The organism is Chitinophaga oryziterrae, from assembly GCF_009758125.1.
GTDB classification, from domain to species: domain Bacteria; phylum Bacteroidota; class Bacteroidia; order Chitinophagales; family Chitinophagaceae; genus Chitinophaga; species Chitinophaga oryziterrae.
In genome coordinates this window covers 322,331-342,428 of the sequence record NZ_WRXO01000007.1, presented here as the reverse complement: position 1 = coordinate 342,428, position 20,098 = coordinate 322,331, and the positions used below count along the sequence as shown (strand labels likewise).

The 20,098-nt window shown below is 40.8% G+C and carries 19 protein-coding genes; 9 read left to right on the top strand and 10 right to left on the bottom strand.

What is annotated here, in order from left to right; translation table 11 throughout:
- Positions 1-67: 67 nt before the first annotated feature.
- Positions 68-304 (bottom strand): hypothetical protein, encoded by a 237-nt coding sequence (locus tag GO495_RS22925; RefSeq protein ID WP_157302125.1) that lies wholly within the window; start codon positions 302-304, stop codon positions 68-70.
- Positions 305-589: 285 nt separating this feature from the next.
- On the opposite strand from GO495_RS22925, the gene GO495_RS22920 reads away from it, so the two are divergent.
- The 3 genes from GO495_RS22920 (at position 590) to GO495_RS22910 (ending at position 2,533) form a co-directional block, all read left to right on the top strand.
- On the top strand, positions 590-1,180 hold the full coding sequence (locus GO495_RS22920; protein WP_157302123.1) for a Crp/Fnr family transcriptional regulator: 591 nt from the start codon (positions 590-592) through the stop codon (positions 1,178-1,180).
- Between the two features lie 77 nt (positions 1,181-1,257).
- Positions 1,258-2,190, top strand: a complete 933-nt coding sequence (locus tag GO495_RS22915) for an alpha/beta hydrolase family protein (protein ID WP_157302121.1) — start codon at positions 1,258-1,260, stop codon at positions 2,188-2,190.
- Positions 2,191-2,335: 145 nt separating this feature from the next.
- Positions 2,336-2,533: a hypothetical protein gene (locus tag GO495_RS22910; RefSeq protein WP_157302119.1), complete on the top strand. Its 198-nt coding sequence runs from the start codon at positions 2,336-2,338 to the stop codon at positions 2,531-2,533.
- Between the two features lie 284 nt (positions 2,534-2,817).
- Here the strand turns inward: GO495_RS22910 and GO495_RS22905 are convergent, their stop codons facing one another.
- The 4 genes from GO495_RS22905 to GO495_RS22890 form a co-directional block, all read right to left on the bottom strand.
- On the bottom strand, positions 2,818-3,618 hold the full coding sequence (locus GO495_RS22905) for an XAC2610-related protein (protein ID WP_157302117.1): 801 nt from the start codon (positions 3,616-3,618) through the stop codon (positions 2,818-2,820).
- 907 nt (positions 3,619-4,525) lie between these two features.
- The gene (locus GO495_RS22900) at positions 4,526-5,800 is read right to left on the bottom strand and encodes a DUF1016 N-terminal domain-containing protein (protein WP_157302115.1); all 1,275 of its coding nucleotides are present in this window, start codon (positions 5,798-5,800) and stop codon (positions 4,526-4,528) included.
- 21 nt (positions 5,801-5,821) lie between these two features.
- Positions 5,822-7,066, bottom strand: a complete 1,245-nt coding sequence (locus GO495_RS22895; protein WP_170302712.1) for a hypothetical protein — start codon at positions 7,064-7,066, stop codon at positions 5,822-5,824.
- 398 nt (positions 7,067-7,464) lie between these two features.
- Positions 7,465-8,136: an XAC2610-related protein gene (locus GO495_RS22890; RefSeq protein WP_157302111.1), complete on the bottom strand. Its 672-nt coding sequence runs from the start codon at positions 8,134-8,136 to the stop codon at positions 7,465-7,467.
- 178 nt (positions 8,137-8,314) lie between these two features.
- Here GO495_RS22890 and GO495_RS22885 point away from each other — a divergent pair, with 178 nt between their 5' ends.
- Positions 8,315-10,558: a T9SS type A sorting domain-containing protein gene (locus GO495_RS22885; protein WP_157302109.1), complete on the top strand. Its 2,244-nt coding sequence runs from the start codon at positions 8,315-8,317 to the stop codon at positions 10,556-10,558.
- Between the two features lie 248 nt (positions 10,559-10,806).
- Here the strand turns inward: GO495_RS22885 and GO495_RS22880 are convergent, their stop codons facing one another.
- Positions 10,807-11,796 (bottom strand): hypothetical protein, encoded by a 990-nt coding sequence (locus GO495_RS22880; RefSeq protein WP_157302107.1) that lies wholly within the window; start codon positions 11,794-11,796, stop codon positions 10,807-10,809.
- A 359-nt stretch (positions 11,797-12,155) separates the two neighbouring features.
- Here GO495_RS22880 and GO495_RS22875 point away from each other — a divergent pair, with 359 nt between their 5' ends.
- Entirely contained in the window at positions 12,156-12,665 is a 510-nt protein-coding gene (locus GO495_RS22875) for a hypothetical protein (protein ID WP_157302105.1), read from the top strand.
- A 135-nt stretch (positions 12,666-12,800) separates the two neighbouring features.
- On the opposite strand, the gene GO495_RS22870 is transcribed toward GO495_RS22875, so the two are convergent.
- The 3 genes from GO495_RS22870 to GO495_RS22860 all read right to left on the bottom strand — a co-directional run bounded on the left by GO495_RS22870 (position 12,801) and on the right by GO495_RS22860 (position 15,622).
- The gene (locus GO495_RS22870) at positions 12,801-13,892 is read right to left on the bottom strand and encodes a protein kinase family protein (protein ID WP_157302103.1); all 1,092 of its coding nucleotides are present in this window, start codon (positions 13,890-13,892) and stop codon (positions 12,801-12,803) included.
- 116 nt (positions 13,893-14,008) lie between these two features.
- On the bottom strand, positions 14,009-14,935 hold the full coding sequence (locus tag GO495_RS22865) for a hypothetical protein (protein ID WP_157302101.1): 927 nt from the start codon (positions 14,933-14,935) through the stop codon (positions 14,009-14,011).
- A 309-nt stretch (positions 14,936-15,244) separates the two neighbouring features.
- Positions 15,245-15,622 (bottom strand): winged helix-turn-helix transcriptional regulator, encoded by a 378-nt coding sequence (locus tag GO495_RS22860; RefSeq protein WP_157302100.1) that lies wholly within the window; start codon positions 15,620-15,622, stop codon positions 15,245-15,247.
- A 122-nt stretch (positions 15,623-15,744) separates the two neighbouring features.
- Here GO495_RS22860 and GO495_RS22855 point away from each other — a divergent pair, with 122 nt between their 5' ends.
- Both GO495_RS22855 and GO495_RS22850 read left to right on the top strand, forming a co-directional pair.
- A complete protein-coding gene (locus GO495_RS22855; protein ID WP_157302098.1) occupies positions 15,745-16,539 on the top strand; it encodes an SDR family oxidoreductase in 795 nt (264 codons plus the stop codon).
- Positions 16,540-16,554: 15 nt separating this feature from the next.
- Positions 16,555-16,878 (top strand): nuclear transport factor 2 family protein, encoded by a 324-nt coding sequence (locus GO495_RS22850; protein ID WP_157302096.1) that lies wholly within the window; start codon positions 16,555-16,557, stop codon positions 16,876-16,878.
- Positions 16,879-17,360: 482 nt separating this feature from the next.
- Here the strand turns inward: GO495_RS22850 and GO495_RS22845 are convergent, their stop codons facing one another.
- The gene (locus GO495_RS22845; RefSeq protein WP_157302094.1) at positions 17,361-18,803 is read right to left on the bottom strand and encodes a serine hydrolase domain-containing protein; all 1,443 of its coding nucleotides are present in this window, start codon (positions 18,801-18,803) and stop codon (positions 17,361-17,363) included.
- A 1-nt stretch (position 18,804) separates the two neighbouring features.
- Between GO495_RS22845 and GO495_RS22840 the strand changes: the two genes are divergently transcribed.
- Complete coding sequence (locus GO495_RS22840; protein WP_157302092.1) at positions 18,805-19,005, top strand: hypothetical protein; 201 nt, start codon at positions 18,805-18,807, stop codon at positions 19,003-19,005.
- Positions 19,006-19,411: 406 nt separating this feature from the next.
- Positions 19,412-20,089: a DNA alkylation repair protein gene (locus GO495_RS22835; protein WP_157302090.1), complete on the top strand. Its 678-nt coding sequence runs from the start codon at positions 19,412-19,414 to the stop codon at positions 20,087-20,089.
- Positions 20,090-20,098 lie beyond the last annotated feature (9 nt).

Below are 20,098 nucleotides of genomic sequence, written 5' to 3'. Positions count from 1 at the left end.
CTAAGTTTGATATTAATACGCTGATATAAGTAAAACGGGCCATTCAAAATGAATGGCCCGTTCTTTACTAGGCTACTTTAAGTTTGATGGAAGAAGTTGTCACCAATTCTCCTGATAACATTTTATCTATATCCTCTTTCTTATAATACCCTGTATTCGACTTATAGACACCATATTCCTCGCAATTCTTTGCAAATTGAGTTCTGCCTAAGTTGCAATAAATAAGTGCTTCTTCGGGTTTCAAAAAGGGCTTAAAGCAGATTGCCACTGCCTTCATCAAAATAAGATCATCTCTTTTAATCATGGTTAAGGTTTTTAAGTGTTACAAAGCATTTATACTAATGGTAAACCAAAGTCAAAATGTAAGCTCCTAAAAGACAAGAAAGCCAATAAGACCTCCAGTTTTAAATCTATCGAACTTAAATAAGCCAGTTTTATGAATATAAGGATGGTAGTTTAGCAACCCTTTTTGCAAAACAATGGGACAAAATTGGGCAGTTACCGATACTCTGAAACATAGTGTATATTTATGTCATCATAATCAAGGCATATTATAAACCCTATTGCATTAATCCTTTTGAAATTACACATGGAAAAGACAGATTATTTTAAAGTCTTACGAAACAAGTTTCCGGTAAAGGATGACCATCCATTTCTGGCAGAACTAGAGCAAAAATGCACCGTACTAAAGCTGGAAAAAAACGAACTCCTGATCAGGTACAATGCAGACAATAAAAAGATGTTTTTTATTGTCTCCGGAAGTTTTATTCGCAGCATTATTACATCGCGGGGCGAAGACAGGACCGTCATGTTCCATACCGAAGATTTCCTAGAGTTTGTTAAAGCCTATGATACGGTCTATTTTCATGAAAAAACCAATTATGAAATTAAGGCCAATGAAAGGTCTGTTGTCATTGCTTTTGATTATGACTTCATGTTCCAGGCAGTATCCAAGCAACTCGACCTGCTCCAATATTTTACGTTTAAGACAGAGGAACTGTTGAAGACCATCGACCTTTTTCGTAATTTCCAGCTGGGCCTGACCAGCGATGAGTACCTTAGCTGGCTTTATGAAAATTACAGTTTTCTGTTCCAGCGCTTCCCTGCACAAAACATTGCCAGCTTTATGGGCATCACACCCGTCTGGCTCAGTAAATTGAAAGCAAAACTCACTTCTTAAATTAGTTTAAGAGGGTTCTTTTTTTTTTGGGCCACCTTTGTACTGTCAAACAAAAACAGACAACTAAACTCAAAAAAATGAAAACCTACGATTCAAACAACGCTTGGAAGCTGGTCAACAAATTGTTACCCGCAGACTTTCAACTGAACGAAAACACTTTACCTCTGGAAGAGGAGTGGATTTGGAAAGGCAATAAAATGCACCTTGACCGCTATCCTAACTCAGCTTCAAAATACCGGATTTTCCTGCACCACGGTGTCGGTACCAACGGGCGATTGCTGAATATGATTTTCGGACATAAAATGGCTGAACTCGGCTACGATGTTGTCGCTATGGATAATCTCGGTTATGGCATGACCGAAGTAAACCAAAAAAACATCACCTACGAAGATTGGGTTATTTCCTTTTCGGATTTCGTAAATGCGGAAACAAAAAGGGATTACAAAAAGCCCATTCTTTATGGTTTAAGTGCCGGTGGTATGATCACTTATAATGCAGCCTGCTACATGGATGAAGTGTACGGTATCATCGGTATGTGTTTTCTGGACAATGCCCATTATCAGGTCATTAATGATACATCGAAATATAAACATACTGCATGGTTCGCCTTTCCATTCCTTGGCCTGCTATCTAAAACCCCTTTAAGGACCATGGGGATACCGATGAAAGCGGTATCGAAAATGAATCATCTTGTCAATCATAAAGAAGCATTGAAAATTTTATTGCATGATTCCGCTTCGGGTGGCGCTTCGGTCCAAACACAGTTTCTTGCATCTTACGCATCTTATAGATCACCTATTGCAGTGACCGCCTTTGACAAATGCCCGATACTATTGACGCAGCCTGAAAAAGACGGATGGACGCCAATTGAACTCAGCAAACTGTCTATGGCAGGAATTAAAGCCCCTTTCTCCATTAAAACTCTAAAAGGCGCCGGACACTATCCTATGGAGGAACAGGGGTTGAAACAATTGATTATTTACGCCAATGAGTTTATTAGTAGACTATAACTCATATTGAATAATAACGTACTCTGGCTTTTTAACGTCAATAAACATATCTCTGAAGTTGAGCGTCATCTATATCGCGCCAAAACCATATTATTAGTAGTTTGGCACGATATAGATCTTGCATTACAAATAAATCTATTCAGTTATGCCATCCAGCAATGTTAGACATACACCAACGTTAACTTATAATTCTGATTTACCTATGCACGCCTGTAATGTTTGGAATATTGATACTGGTGCAGGATTTACCGGAAGTTTGTCAGCATTGAATATTGATACAAAAGAAATTCTACAAAGTGATAAGATTCCTTTTTTATATCCGCGTGAAAATGGAAGAAATTAATAAGCGCCGTAGAAATCAGAAAACAATACGAACTATTAAAACATTAGCGAAATATCAAAGACATTGAAAATCATTGCAGAAGAAATTGACATGATAATAAGAAGCAAAGGGCTATGGTTCGATTTCCATGTATATAGATATAAGAGTAATAAGCTAATAATTGCAGGAAGTATTGACCTATGCTACCAGGTCAACTTTATGGGTCGATAAAAAATCTGTTAAAAAACTGGTTCGTTAAATCCCCTATTCTAAGCACCAAAATAGAGAGACATAACGCCATTTATTTATTTGTCTACAGCCATTTCACATTTTTCTTTAACACCTTCTGCATAAAAACTGGGAACATATTTATAAGCCACCTTGTATGGAACGAAATAAGGCTTTTGTCCAAACACCTCAATTATACAACTGCCATTAGATTCCAGGCAGCAGTCGCAGCTCATTTCTTTTATTTTTTCCACTTTATTTCCAATGATTTTGAAAATCCCAAAATACATAACCATATCTGCGCAACCCATGCTTTGATATGAATAAATCAAGTTTGTACGTTTATCATATGTTGCACTTATGATACTATCAAATCCTTGCACTTTTGTAAAATGATTCTTGCTGTATAGCCATAGATCAGACTTTTCTCCAATATGAATATTCCAATACTCCTTTACAACTTTCAAGTCAGGAATATTGTCTCCGTTAAAGTCACTCACTTCTATGAGGTCTTCAAAAGCACCTGTTGTCACTGGACAAATCTTTGTAGAAAAGATAGTATCCCAGTTTTTTCCTGACAGCCTCAGAATAATAACATTTGCAACTGTGTCATTATCCTCATATCTAAGAACCGCATCTTTTTGTTTTTTGTCGAATAGATGTCCAATAAGTAATGATGTCCACAAATCCCGTGAACTAAATTTTGCTGAATCTTTGTTTAGTAAGAACAACTGATTCAAAGATGCTTTTTTTTTGGAAAATACGTCAACTGTGCTATCGGTCAAAAGCTTTATATCCCGGCCTTTTGCTTTTATTTCTACCCTATGTTGTCCACAAGAAAGAAAACAAACTGTTAAGAAAAGAATTACCCGTATCATTATTTTTATAATTAAGTCTATGAATTTACTATTCGCCTAAATAACAGCCTTAGTATTACAGCAGCCAGAGCATAAAAATGAAATTAATATAATTCCGCTTACTGACGTATGATAATTTTAACGCCATTTCTTAATAAATGCTTTAAGAGCCTGCTGTATCATCTTACACTCACTTATGTAAAAATACTGGCTTTTTTACAGCCTTTCCTAATTGTTCAGTCCTGATGTTCTCAATGGCAAGGGCTATCCTGCATATCAGGTAGAATTGAGCAGCGTTTTTACACAGCCCAAAGATATATTCAGGAGATAATTGACTTGAATAGTATCGACATGGACATTTTAGCGGATAGGTTCGTTCGTTTTTTTCCTGTCAGGATAATCGTACAGATCGGAATTAAATATGGCGTTGAATAAGGCGCAGCGATTTTGCTTGCAAGCCCTAATTTATTATTTTAATAAGATTAACTTAATCATTATCAATACTATTTGGTTCGAGAACTTACCAGTTCTGGGCACGACACAACTCTGTAAGCCATTGATTTACAGAGTTTTTAATGCTCCTACTTTCCTAAAATCCCCCCTTTCCCCCCCTTCCTCCCCTTTTCGTTGACACAAATTTGACACAGCAAATGACACAGCAAACCTTCTTTTACGATCTGCTCACGAGCCGGGCTATTAGGGAGGCGCTGATGCTGCCTGGTAAATTTATCCACTTCATAAAGGGGATTTCATTTGTGGGGATTCCTTATATACATAGTCCGACCAGGTAGCCTTGGGGCCGAGTGCAATCTGGGCTGATACAATCCTTCCGCAAACGAATAGATTGTATTTCTTCTTATTCTAATCGCACTGCGAAGATGCTGGAAGAAGGCACGCAAATATCCGATACAGGAACTGTTCGAGGTGTTTACCCCTGCTTCCACGCTTCACGCATCAGCGACACGAAATATGGATTGCCAAAAATGTCCATGACAAATCCATCATTGAGAATGTCCCGATCAAGTGCCACAAAAGTTTCCGTTATTCTGACTTCGGAATTTCTTGTCTTTGGGACGGAAACCTCAGGTTGTTTATTCACGGGTGTGGTTTGCAGCAGTAAGCGACGTTCATCCTCCAAAACACTATCTGGAATATGGTCAGAAACTGTCAGTTTCTTTTGTGCCAACAAGCGGGCATAAATAAGCATGTCTTCGCTGTCATGGAGTTGAAGAAGCGCTAAAAGGTCTTCCCAATCTACAAGGTGGGCAATGCGGGCCGCCTTATTTCTATCATTGCTCTTTTCATGAAATAAGATCATACCTGCAATACTGCGTTCACTGAATACAGGGCTATCATAGTTTTCCCGAAGCAATGCAGAGATTTGATCCAGCGTCATACCTCCACCAGCCCTATTTTTATTCCCGGCTATTTTATCGCTGATGATTCGGCCTAACTCCAGAAAAATCAAATTCAAGCGGCCATTGATCCTGGTGCTATGACTGGACCTGAATTTTTGGATTAACCGGCGGATTGCATAGGATAGCGAGGATATCTCCTCCTGTGCCACCAAATGGTCAAATTCCGGATTGGATTCGAACAGTTCAGCAAAAGCAGGCGCCAACGATCCTGTATACAAACTATCTTTCGGTACTTTATTGGTTAGAGCAGTTGTCGGTTCAGGGAGTAATCCGGAAAGCTTCTTCTGATCTACAGTATAAGTCGCAAGACCTGATGATTGATCGGAGGCATTGCCATCTCTATGAAACAGATCTATTTCCTTTTCAAGTTGCCCGGCGCTTAAGCTATCCCGGAAGCTGCGGTCAATAAAATGAAAAAGTTCTTCCTCATTTTGAAGTTTGGCAAAGCATGCAATATGATTCCAGTCAAAGTAAGACGCCATTTTTGACATGATCGCAGGCTCTGAAACCATTTGGGCAAACCGCCACATAATAGGTAGCTGTACTTCTTTGAACAACCCACCAAATTTAGCGGTCAATTCATCCTGAATAAGTGCCAACGCAGGTATCTGTGACCCTTGTCGGCTATATTCATCTATCTGTTTGCCGATCTCCCAAAAAAGCGCTATCAGCTCATAACGCGAGTTGCCAACGATTTCCTGTTGCCGCTGGCGAAGGGGCTGGAGCAGTTCATCAACGAAATTGTTTTTCCCAGCGCTAAGACCTGACTTGTATGTTGAATTCATTGTAATACATTTAGTGGGCTATTATTTAGTTATTGTTTTACTTTTCGACCACTGCCTGGTATTGACAGTACCATCTGAATACACATACCTGGCGTTCACCAAGCACCCCCAATGCAGGTTAACCCGCCTCGGATCAGTTAACAATTCATACCACTGCAATTTATCAAATAAGGTTAGGCTACGTGTAACTACTCTGCCGCTGTTATCATTGTAGGTCACCGTCATCGGGGTAGCCGTCATTGGATCGATAACCACGCTGAGAATATTGTAGGTATCCTGGTCACGCGCAATTTGTGCTTCATATGAATATTTTATAGCAACAGTTCCAGTCCCATTAGTTAAGTCGTAATCCGAATAATTATCCTCACTTTCATCCTCTTCAACCAACACATTTTCCACACCATTAGCATCAAGAACAGGATTGGGCCCACCGCCGACACCGTTTCCTCCACCACCTCCATTAGTAGAACAATTAGTTCCATTGGCCAGCATGTAATTCAAGAAGGGGCCATTTACTATACAGTAATTGTAATAGTTAGACAATATACTTGAAATCATCTGTTGAATATTAGCGCCATTTGAGCTTGCGATGACACTCACGACATCTGAATTTCCATAAATTATAATCCCAGAACCGGCAGGATTAGCCATAACTGTATAAGGCTCCTGGTAATAGTTATATAATTCGTTTGGCAGATTTTCAACTATTGCAGTGGTTATACCACTCAAATATTCTTCCTGACTTGTCGATGCGCACTGCCCATCTTGTGTATTGGTATACATTGTCACATATATATCCAATGTAACCGTACAAGATGTCGTGCTTGCAGAAGTTGACGTTTTCTTAGTTACCTTTCTTGAGGTTATATCATTAGTTCCATTCTTTGCAGACAGATAAGAAATTAACGCTTCAGGCATCTTATACCCTTGTTTTGATAATGCCCAAAATGCCTGGCTCATACGCCATTTCTGGGCTTCATCTTTCATTCCTTTTAGGTGGTTATAAGATATAAAAGCAGGCGATTTTACTTTCCCCTTCTCCACTGTAACCTTACAATACCCGGATAGCAGGCTATCTTGACCAATAACAGGAAACAGCATATCAAATGAGTTAACTTTCCCTAAAGAACCCGAACTCACGGGATTATCCCAAATGGCCATCTCCCTGGACGTGATCGTAAAAGGAGAATCAGCATTAAGCTGCTGCAACTGGTCAATTGCGCTTTTAATAGTAGCGTTTTGTTCCAGCGTAAGCAAAGAATACATTCAATTTTTCTTTTGATAATGAGGATTGGTCCTTTTTGCTGCATGCCCAAAAGCATATTAATGTCAAACAAAATAAACCGAATAATAACAAAGGTAATTTCTTCGAGTAAAATTGTCTCATGGTTCTTTTATATAGAAACTGGGTTACATAATCAGGCTTATACAATGCTAATTCACAAAATTCGCTTTACAGAAAAACAATTCAAATATATTTAAAATTTATAAATAAATAATTTATTAATGCCATAAAACAGGACTTCTTAAATAGAAAAGTTGCTGAATGAAAACGCAAAAACTGAGATGTTCGATAGCGCTACAAAAAAGAGCTGACCAAAAAGGATTCCCAGGTAGAATCCCCTATTCTAAGCACCAAAATAGAAACACATAACTCCATTTATTTATTTGTCCACAGCCATTTCACATTTTTCTTTAACACCTTCTGCATAAAAACTGGGAACATATTTATAAGCCATCTTATATGGAACTAAATGAGGCTTTTGTCCAAACACCTCGATTATACAACTGCCATTAGATTCCAGGCAGCAGTCGCAGCTCATTTCTTTTATTTTTTCCACTTTATTTTCAATGATTTTGAAAATCCCAAAATACATAACCATATCTGCGCAACCCATGCTTTGATATGAATAAATCAAGTTTGTACGTCTATCATATGTTGCACTTATGATACTATCAAATCCTTGCACTTTTGTAAAATGATTCTTGCTGTATAGCCATAGATCAGACTTTTCTCCAATATGAATATTCCAATACTCCTTTACAATTTTCAAGTCAGGAATATTGTCTCCGTTAAAGTCACTCACTTCTATGAGGTCTTCAAAAGCACCTGTTGTCACTGGACAAATCTTTGTAGAAAAGATAGTATCCCAGTTTTTTCCTGACAGCCTCAGAATAATAACATTTGCAACTGTGTCATTATCCTCATATCTAAGAACCGCATCTTTTTGTTTTTTGTCGAATAGATGTCCAATAAGTAATGATGTCCACAAATCCTGTGAACTAAAAAATGCTGGCTTTTTTACAGCCGTCTCCTCAGGAATACATGAATTCACTGCCCGGAATTTTCACACAATAGATGTAAACATATATCAGGACGAGACACAATGCTTATTCGAGTAACGATATTTATAACCTGGAAAATTTGGGAATTGGTATATTATTTTTATTATATTCACAAAACGTAATTAACCCGTATATTCTGTAACCTATATAACCCACAATTACCTCACCATGAAAGAACTCTACCTTCTTACTACTTTTCTGTTTTCTGTCGGTACTGTACAAGCATATACAGAACCTGTTATTGAAAAAGATAAACTGCATCAGATACAGGAACAACTCTCACGTAGCGAATACTTTATCCACTGGCAAAGCAATGCGGGTATCTACCAAAGTACTAACCCTAAGAATAGCCTGCATGCTGTTTATACTGGTCAGGAAATAAGTATTACACCCCGGAACTCCCAACAACAATGGTCATTCGGGTTTGCGGTAAAGGGAGTATCTGCTGATGGTCGCTCTCTTTACAAACCAGCAGTGCAGCCTGTAGCCATAATCGACGATGGTATCATACAATTTAATCATGATAATCATTATACAGTAGAATATGTAAATAATGATCAGGGTATCCGGCAGAACTTTATCATACAAAAACCGGCTGTAGAGGCGCACAAACTCAATATACAACTGCAGGCATCCGAAGGATGGCAAACTTTCAAACGTAGTGAAACCTGTCTCACATTCAAAAACAAGCAGCAACGACTTTCTTACAATGACCTGAAAGTATGGGATGCGAAGGGTACTATGTTACCGGCACATTTTTCTGTACAGAATAACCAGGTACAAATAGAAGTAGATGTTGAAAAAGCGGTTTACCCGGTTACTATTGATCCTATTGTATTGAATGGTACTCCGCAGAATGCCAATACTTTCGTACAAAGCAACCAGGCAGACGCATTGATGGGATATAAGGTATCAACTGCAGGAGACATCAACAACGATGGTTATGATGATATTATGCTGGGCGCACCAGGCTATATTAATGGACAGGGCGGAAACGGGGCTATATTCATATATTATGGTAGTTCCCGTGGTATTAATCCAACCAGGTATACTTTGTTGACATCAAACGTAGCCGGCGGACAATATGGAACAAATATGGCCGGAGGCGGAGATGTTAATGGTGATGGCTACGATGATATAGTAACAATTGCTCCCACAGACAGTGCGAACAGTCAAGGTGGTATCTCCGTATATTATGGCGCTGCAGCTGGTATTGAAACCACGCCCGAGACCGTCTATGGCGACCCGGCTTATGGCCAGTTTGGATCGTCTATAGCAATAACAAAAGATGTGAACGGAGATCTTATCGATGATATAATTGTAGGGTCAAGCGGGGCTTCACACGGACAAACTTATGAAGGAACTGTGACACTTATTTATGGTGGTCCCTGGGGGATATCATATACTCCGTGGACTGTTATTGAAAGCAATCAAGCCGGATTGCACTTAGGATCACAGGTTTCGGGGGCACTGGACATTAATAATGACCTCTACAATGATATTGTGGTTGGAGCAGACAATAAGATTTTTGTATATTTCGGAGGGCCTGCCGGTATTGAAGTAACACCTGCCAGTTCCATGATATTGAATGCACCTGGTACATTTCACGAATATGCCCTTGCAGGTGGCGGAGATATTAACAATGATGGTCATGGTGATATATTGATAGGCTTCCCTAATTATTCCAATGGCCAATCCCTGGAAGGCGCAGTAAATGTCTATTATGGTAATTCCACAGGTATTGATACAATTCCTGCCACGATCCTGGAAGGAAATGTGGATTCGACTTATTACAGCGGTACGCTTGCATTTGCCGGAGATATCAATAATGATGGATTCAGCGATATTGTAGTTGGTGCGAGAGCGCAGAACAACAACATCAACCAGATAGGCGAAGGAATGGCTTACGTTTATTATGGCCGGTCCAATGGCATAAATCCGGTTCCTGCATCGACGATACAATCCAACCAGGCGAACGCATTAATGGGATTTAGTGTGGACGGTGCAGGCGATGTTAATGGGGATGGTTATAGTGATGTGCTTATCGGTGCAATGTTGTATACCAATGGGCAGTTCTTCGAAGGAGGAGGATTTGTTTATCATGGTGGGGCTGGTAGTGCAGGGTTGCTGGCCGCAGCTCCGGAGATAGAAAGTACTGCTTCCGCGGCTGTAAAAGTATTTCCTAACCCGGTAGTGAACAACTTGTCTGTTCAGTTGCAGGGATTAGATATTCAAGCCCCTACTTACATACAGATAATGAATGTGCAGGGTATATTAGTTCAATCTGTTAAAGCTGGTAATATAGAACACTATCAGCAATCAATTGATCTTAGCAGGCTTACCTCGGGAATATACTTTGTTATCATACAGAATGGTGGTAAAGTATTCCGGGAAAAAATAATTAAGCAATAACTAAATAAACCGGAACTACCCTACCATTACTATTAGAGTCCCTGCCGAGGCAGCAGGGACTCTAATAGTAATATGTATCAGCATCACAAAAGAAAAATACAGGGTCTATAGAATGACACAAAAAATTGTGGTACTTCTCCAACGGTTACCGTTGTGTCTATAGTAAGGGTTATCTTTGCATTTTGAATTTCAGACAATTGATGGGTAGTAAAAGGCCCCGTGCGGCCATATCTACCTTTATCACATTCTTACAACCTTTTCCCTGTATTTATAATACTCCTGATCTCCCGCATAAAGCGTTCGATCTGTTGCGCACTCCTGAAAGTAGATACCCGCAGTACATTGCTTTTCTTGCCAGTAGTTTCAAAGAACATATTGATATCCGTACCGGTGTAAACACCGTTATAGGTTTTACGCACCGTCTCGAAATTGACAAAACTGTCGAAGCTAAACTGACGATTGCCTATACCGATTGGACTCTTCCTTTCTATGATACGGGTCCCTATATTGAAAGTTAGCCTGGTATAAGCAGCAGCGATGAACACTACACCTAATGCGATCGGGAAGATGGTCACCAATAATTTACCGACTATATTGAGGTAATACATCCAGGCATCGGGGGTACATTCATGAATGCCGATGGCCAGGGAGAGGATACCAAACACGACGAGTCCGGCTTTCTTTACCTTGAGGGTATAGATGCCATCACCTTCGGTGAAATATTCGTAGTCGGTGATCGCTGTGTTTTCCGATTCTAATGGCGCTACAGCATCCAGGTATTGGTGAATCAGGGGAATGACTTCATTGATGAATGCTACCGCGTTTGGATCGGTATCTTTACTGTAGTGGGAACTTATAATAGTACCTCTTCCATACTTATTTGCCCTGGTAAAGATACGGAAGTTAAAACCGCCTGGGCGTTGGGTAATCATGTTCACCTGATACAGTTTCTCAAAAGGAACGTTCCTGACAGGAAGAAAGCCAAACAGCATCTGTTTCATACGACCAGCGTTGCGATCGAAGATTACACACGTAAAACCACCCAGTAAGAAAGGCAGCCAAACGAGTGCCATTATTACCACCAGGGGCCTCATATAGCCAGCGTTTTCTTTTTGACCTAACAGGAACAATCCAATAAAGATAACCGCCAAAACGCTGGCAAGGATGAACAGAATGCCGCGGGGACGGATAGTGATTCTGTCAGATTCGATTTTCCATTGTGTTTTTGATATCGACATATATTAGCGTTTACGAACAAAACAAAATTTTAACTCAGGCGTATTAAGCCTGAAGCGATGCAACTCCTCTGCATCAATAAGAATTAACAAACCCTCTCTGGTACTGACGATGCCGAAATATGGTAAATAAATCCTTCATATATGTATTCAAAAATAGATGCTGAAAACGAATTATTTGAATAATTGCCTACTACAAATCGACTACAACTACATCAATTAATTCTAATGATGCTAAAAATCAATTACATAAGCATCTATATACGTTGGTTCAACAACTATTACCCTTTGATGTCAAAAAAGCCGGAGAAATTATTTTATCACTAAAATTAAATATGTTTGATCTCAAAATTCCAAATTTGATGAATCGAATTATAACCATACTCCTGTTAATGATCGTTTTACCTGTTTTGAATACCCATGCTCAACAGAAAAATGTTGAACCGGATATTATAGCTATCAGGGCAACATTCAAAAAGATCAACACGCTATCTCTGAAACAGGAGCAATTTAAGTATGAAGCTGAAGGTTGTGTAGAGGATGGTATCGTACAATACTATTTCCAGGGCAATGAGATCGTAAAGATCATAGAATCAGGAAGTATTGGAGACGGCAGCTGGAAAAATGAATACTATTACGAGTCTGGTAAATTTATCTTTTCTTATGAGATGATTGTAGGTAGTTCTGCTGACGGAGCAGAAACCAAAAGCGAGTATCGTATATACGCGAAAGATGGTACGGCTATTCGCTACATGGAGGATCAAAAGATCTTACCGGCAGATAGCAGAGTTACCAAAACACTGGCAATCGCAGAAAAATTACCGAAAGCCTATACTACAAAAAAATTTGCAGCAGTATTGTGTGAGCAATGATAAAATTACCTTATCAGCGACAGTGCCAGTTTAATAGCCCTCAAATGAGGACTCGACTTTATAGTCCGGGATAACTCCACGTCCACGGAAGCCTTTATGCACAGCCAGATTAATGATGATATTTTAGATACGCTCTTATTCCAATGCAGCATTATCTCCACCATCAACAACTGCTTTATCAACCGCCGCTTCAACAGGAAGTACTTGTGGGATGGCGGTTGCTTCCTGCACCACCCATTGTGAATCATCCCCAGCCCATGCTACTATTTGATTGTATGTTTTTGTCTGGCCGGATTTCTTCATCAGGTCGTTCATCAATATCTCTATGTCTTCAGTCTTTCTTATATACCTCCCTTTGGTATAATCACCAAAATCTCCCAACATAGGCAGGTCTTCAGCATTAAGGAAGATGTTCGCAGGTTTGATGTCTCCGCTGTTATAATCAGAAGCTGCAAGGCGCGAAAGTATCGTCTCAAGTTTTTTATAGTACAATTTCGCTTTATCATTAAAACCAGCTATTTCAGATTTTTTCACCTCTTTATGAGCCTGGTCCCCCCCTTCAGCGTACTCCATGATAAGATAATAGCTCGTTATCTCTCCGGCATTCATCACTTGCAGGGTAACGAAAGTATTGGTCGCTACATCGAATACATCACCACTATTTAATCTTTCCGGTAAAAGTGCCTCCAGTGGAATGTCATTGCCTGCCACTTTTTCCGTCCTGATGTCTGTCATTGAGCGAACATTGACTTTTTTTACAACGACATCGTCTCCTTCCTCTACATAAAGGTCCATTGACGCTAATAATTCCGTCTTTAAAAGCTCTGTTGCGCTGGCACGGTACACCTCTCCACTCGCTCCATCCGTTGCGCCTTTTAAGCGTTCTCTATCTTCACAATATTTATCTAAATCGTCAACGATATGTTCAGCGTCGCTCTGTACTTTAATTACACGTTGTATAGGTGCTGAACCTGAATTGCCATTCATTTGCATGGTCGCATTAACGCTGCCTCGTTTCTGCTGCATAACGTGCCAGGCTTCAAGTGGCTTTTGAATCCCAGGCTGGCTTTCAAAGGTGCTGTCTTGTAAAGGTGGTTCATCGCCAATAAGATCTTCTTTCTTTTGAAACACAGGTACGGCAGGCATACTTTTGCCCTTCACACCCTGAAGGCTGTTAGCAATACTTACTGGCTGTCCGGATGCCCTGTCTGAATCGGGGATTTTCATTTAAGATAGCGCTTACCTTATATCTGCCGATAAAAAAGCATGATTAGCTATTCTCTGACAATGATAAGCATCGTAATTTAAGCATAAATTAAATATGTGATTGAAGATTTCAATAGTTATTGATAGCTGTACCATCGACCCCCCAGCAGACCATGATGATCTTCGAGATGCAGGTAGTTACCCTCTGTAAAGCGTTTATATACCTCGTACCCGAATTCCCGTCTGAAAACCTGGGCATTCGTTTTTAGTACAAGCAAGTGATAAGTCGCCTCTATGTTATTACGTTGTCTGAATGAAGCTGCTTTTACGCTGCTGGCTCTTCTTTCCATGTCCAGAAGCATGCAATTGGTACAATTTATATTGGCTTTCACACAGTTCCAGTCAAACCCTGCATTTTTATAATGCTCCCCACTCACCTCCATCCAGTGGGGTGGCACAATAATACTATCAGCAGGCAACAGGTACAAATAATATAGAGTGGTCTCGCTCTCCCCTTCTGCAGGATCTGAATGATATGCAAAAGTCTGCGTCTCTGTATCGGTAACATAATACTTTGTGATCGCCGGACGGGAAAGATCAAAGGCATAGTTAATACCCGCTAAAAAGGGAAGCGTATAAAAGGCCATGGTCGTTAGCAAAACATTCTCATTCCTTTGTGACTGATCAGGCCTCCGTTGTATTCTCCAAAACACAGCGAATGCTGCTACTATAGACAGTCCAATGACCAATAAATAACCCGGTAAGGAAATATTATAAACGGAAAATACATGAGGAATTGCAAAAAGGTATACAACGAGTGAAGCCGAAAATAGCACAAAACGAATCACTCCTCCTCTGGGGGAGCTGTTGGAAAAAGGATGATCCATTCTTGTACCAGCAGTTTTATGCAGAAAATATCTCAGCAGCGGAATGCAAAAGATGATCAGTATAAGACATCTGAAAGTAACAGACATTGGATTCGCAAAAAGCAGCCAGACGCACAATACCAGGCGGGTGATCGCAGAAAAGATAATATTGCCGATAGTCTTTATCAGGTTTTTCAATAGCGCTAAATTGTATTATCAATTTACGAATATTAACGTATATCCCAACGATTTACGAGTAAGCCTGACCTTCTTCTATTACTACACAGTACTGACAAGGGTTACAGACAGATTGCAAAATTAATTTCAAGTTTCTTTTTCTCACCTTTTCACAAGAACTCCCGTTTGCTCTTAGACGTTGTTTCCACGGGAGCTTTTTTTATTGGCATGGCACATTCATTGAGCCTTTCTGCTGTCATTCACGCTGAACCAGCCTACTCTATACTCCATCATACAGCTTGCATCGTCAATAGCTGATCATTCAAGCGATCAGGCTTCATTTGCATCGTTATCCTGAAATTGCTTTAATATCACCCTTTTCAAGCGCTCCTGGTGTTCATCGCCCCAAAGCCCGATAGTGTGCATGATCGGTATCAATGTTTTCCCAAATTCCGTAAGATCATACTCCACTTTGGGCGGCATTACCGCATAGATCTTTCTGGTAACCAATTCGTGTTCTTCCAACTCTTTCAGCTGGATGTTCAAAACCCTTCTGGAAACATCAGGTATCTTACGCAGTAGTTCACTGGGGCGTTTGTGGCCTTCGTGAATGAACCATAATATACGGATCTTCCACTTTCCATAAAGCACTTCCCCGACCAGATCGAGTCCGCAATTGAGATGAGGTAAGATCTTTCTTTCATACATACTACAAATATAGATGTGTTATACGATGTGAACAATAGGGATAAATTTCTCCCTATATGAATCGTAAGCCCGTACTTGTTAGGACTTTATGTACTACCGAAATTTGTACAAAACTAATACATATGAAAACGGAACTTAATTTCTCTGATGAGCTTTCAGGCAAGATCGCTCTGGTGACCGGCGGTACGAAGGGTACCGGTAAAGCTATTGCGCAACGGTTACAGGCAGCAGGCGCAACTGTCATTACTACGGCCAGGAATAAACCTGAGGATGGTGATCAGCACCTGCATTTTATTTCTGCTGATCTGAGTCAGCCGGAAGGGACCAGTAAAGTTGTCCATGAAGTTCTGGGAAAATTCGGCAGGCTGGATATACTTGTGAATAATCTTGGCGGCTCAGATACACCCGGAGGAGGATTTGCCGTCCTCTCTGACGAAGACTGGGAATCATCCATCCATACAAATTTATTAGCTCCTGTCAGTTTAGACAGAGGCTTTTTACCGCAAATGCTGGATCGTGGCAGCGGGATAATTATACACATCGCTTCTATCCAGGGCAAGCTGCCACTGCACGATTCTACTTTGCCTTATGCTGCGGCCAAGGCGGCCCTTATTAACTATAGCAAAGGCTTATCAAAAGAGGTTGCGCCAAAAGGCGTTCGCGTACTTACAGTATCGCCGGGATGGATCATGACCGAATCATCTGAACGAATGATGGAGCGGATCTCAAAGAGCTCGAATATTACGATAGATGAAGCGACACAAAGCGTAATGACTGCTTTAGGCGGCATACCGATGGGCAGACCGGCACAACCGGAAGAGGTGGCAGAATTGGTGGGCTTTTTAGTTTCGCCGAGAGCCGGCTATCTCACCGGGACCGAATTTGTGATAGACGGAGGAACGATACCAACAGTTTAACAAAATACATAAACCATGAATTTACCAAAAGTAGTAACAAGTTTAGTAGAAGCTCAGAACAGCCATGACAGCCAGGCCTATGTGGCGTGTTTCTCAGAGTCGGCCATTGTACATGATGAGGGCAAGACCCATAAGGGCAAAGCAGAGATCCAAAAGTGGATAGAGAGATCGGACAGCGAATATCACACGGAATTAAAGCCGTTGAATTACAAAGAAACTGAGACTGAAAACATAATGGCCGCTGAGGTGTCCGGCGAGTTTCCCGGGAGTCCTGCGATCCTTCAATTTCACTTCGGGCTGGCAAATGGCTTGATCAGTTCATTGCGTATAACGGGGTGATCATAGTTATTTGAAATCTCATTTAAACTTTATAAGATACTGTAAGCTGGTTTACTGTCCAAAATGCCGTACTTGGAGGTTTCTCTATGGGCGGAGCAGCGGTTATCCATTACATAACCAAATATAACGGCGCACACGTTAGCAAACTGGCTTTATTTGCCGCTGCAGCGGCCACGCATTGTTCCTGGAAGAAATGGATAAATTCAATACTGAATTAGAAAAATTCGCAAGGTCATAATTGAAAGGATTTATTCCTAAACTTAAATTGAAATCAGCCATAAAACCTTAGACGGATATGATATCTGTCTGAGGTCTTTTGGTTTCCCTGATGTTATTATTCTCAACCAAATTTCAAGTATATGACCAATAAAAAAACACTTATAGCCGGTGTTACAACAGATAAAATCTAAGGGCTTCTATTTTCCTACAGCCGACCGCAAAGCAAAAAAAATATAATGGATAAGATCGCCGAAAGTTTCATTTTATTTTTTCTTTAGCGCCGCTTGCAATAAGATTTGATCAGCCATTTCACTTAATTCATCTTCAATCAGGTCAGAACGGTTGGAAAGCCAGATGAGCCCCACTCTTTTGTCAGGTACCACCGCACAATAGGAACGAAAACCAAGCGTTCCGCCGCTTTTCCATATCCGTTTTCCATTGATGGTCTTATAAGCGATCTGCCAGCCCATGCCCATACCGTCATCGCCATTGCCATTGCCAAAAGTCTGCTGGTGGGAAAGCTTTACAGCAGGCAGACTTTCAGCGATGTTTTCCCGGACATAGTTCAGCATGTCCCTGCTGTCGGAAAGTATCGCCCCTGCTCCCCCAAACATATTGACGTTCAGGTGTGGCATCGTCTGTCCCTCCTCATTATAGCCTTTGGTATAACTCGTGGTATCGCTGATGGCATTGGCCATACGTGTATTTTTCATTTGCAGCGGGCCGGTGATATATTTTTTCAGTAATTGGGCATAGCTCAACCCATACGCTTTTTCCAATATAATGCCCAGCAACTTCATACCGGAGTTTGAATAGGCATAGGTCGTGCCTGGCAGCGTATCTATTTTTACGTCGCGGATATCGGCGAAGAATTTAGCGTTGTCATAATTGTTATACATCTTCAGCACCGTAAACGGGTTCCTGAAGGTGTCCAGGTTTGGTAACTCTGCGGGCAGGCCAGACGTATGATTGGCCAGGTTCACAATGCGTATCGGGTGACCCTTATATTGCAGATTAGGATAAGTGCCTGGCAAAAATTTCCGTATATCATCATCGGGGTTCAATTTCTTATCCAGTACAGCCTGCGCCATCAATATGCCCGTAAACGTTTTGGTCACTGAGGCAAGTTCAAAAGTCGTTGTGACTGTAGGCAGTTGCTGACGACCTTTTTCAATTGTACCATAGTTATAAGTATAGGATTTGCCGTTGCTTATTACCCCGACTGCTAATCCAACCAGGTGATGCGTCAGCATGAAATCGACAGTGAGCCGGTGGACGGTGGAGTCCAGCGCGGATTTTAACGGGTTATCTGTCGGTATCGTGGAGTCGAAAATGACATTTGCAGGAAAATGAAAACTATTGAAATCAAAGCTTTCAAATCCCCCATTGCCTGCCCCCTGCAATTTAAAAGTGATGATCTTCTTTTTACCTTGCCAGGTATAATATTTGGTATTGCCTGAGTCCAGGCTTAACACAGCGCTGGTGAGGTTACCCGTTTGGCTCTTGATGTATTCCAGCCAGCCGCTGATCCCGTCCGCATTATTTTTCTGCCTCCAGCCGGGCGAGCCGAGATCGTAAAATCCATGGAAATCATTCCGGTTGAAACGAGCCATCAGCGAGTCCTGGAGGACGTCTGTTTGTGCCTGAGCTCTTAAGCCAGTATAAAGGAGCAAATGCAAAAATAAAGCGAAGAATAATTTTCTCATTATGCAAAGTTATTCAGACAATGGCAGCCAAAATAGAACAGGATCAACCTGTTGTCAACTCATGGTATTTCCTGGGCAGAAACCCCGTGAACTATTTGAAGATACGGATAAAATGGCTTTGTCCGGTCTTGAGCATGCGGAAGTACTGACCAGGCGTGCAGCCGAAATAGCGGAGAAAGAGCGGAATTGTTGTCTGAAGTGAAACTTTGATCCCCTCACAGATTATAATAAAACCCTATGTAAAGTAGTATTGAAGAGGTATTGATAAGGTTCATCCTACGTTCATCCTACGTTGCGAACGTAGGATGAACGTAGGATGAACCTTATCAATACCTCTTCAATCCCTTTTCTTAACAATACTTCTTAGAATCTGAGTACCTGTTAAGGTGTCTTATCGATTAGAGACACTATTTTTCCATATATTAAAAGCGCTGCTTAACCTGATACCTGGATTTTTCTATTTCTTCCCGATAATTTCCTTTTGGTGTGTTATCCCCCAATCTGTCAGACTGTCGATTATGGTCTTTAACGTTTTGCCATGTTTCGAGACCGTTTCCTTTTGACACAGCTAGCTTATCTTTGTATTTAACGCAACTGAAGCTATACATATGAACGTTACCGAAATAATAGACCTGCTTAAAGAAGAAGCAAATACCAGGTATCGCGAAGGTATGCTGCGCTTCGGTATTGATAATGAAAAAGCGTTGGGCGTTAAAATACCCGAGGTCAGAAAACTAGCCAAACTAATAAAAAAGGACCATAAATTGGCCCTGCAACTATGGGATACCCGTATACACGAGGCACGTATCCTGGCATCATTAGTTGCCGATCCAAAGCTGGTTACTCCTCAGTTAATTGACAGATGGACAAAAGACTTTACAAGCTGGGACATATGCGACCAGGTATGCGGCAACCTGTTTGACCGTACCCCCTACGCTATAGAAAAAGCAATGGAGTTTAGCAAGCATGGAGAAGAATTTATTAAACGAGCCGGTTTCGTACTGATGGCCGAATTAGCAGTACATGATAAAAAAGCCGATGACATGGTTTTTATTCAATTCTTCCCTGTCATAGAACGCGAGGCATGGGACAAGCGCAACTTTGTAAAGAAAGCCATTAACTGGGCATTACGGCAAATTGGCAAGCGCAACAAAGCATTACTACCCTTAGCTATACAATGTGCAGAGCGTATTTTATTGCAGGATAGCACAACTGCTAAATGGATAGCGGGGGATGCTTTAAGAGAATTAACCTCTCTCAAACCCTCCCGTAAGAAAGGGCTTTAAGGTGCATTA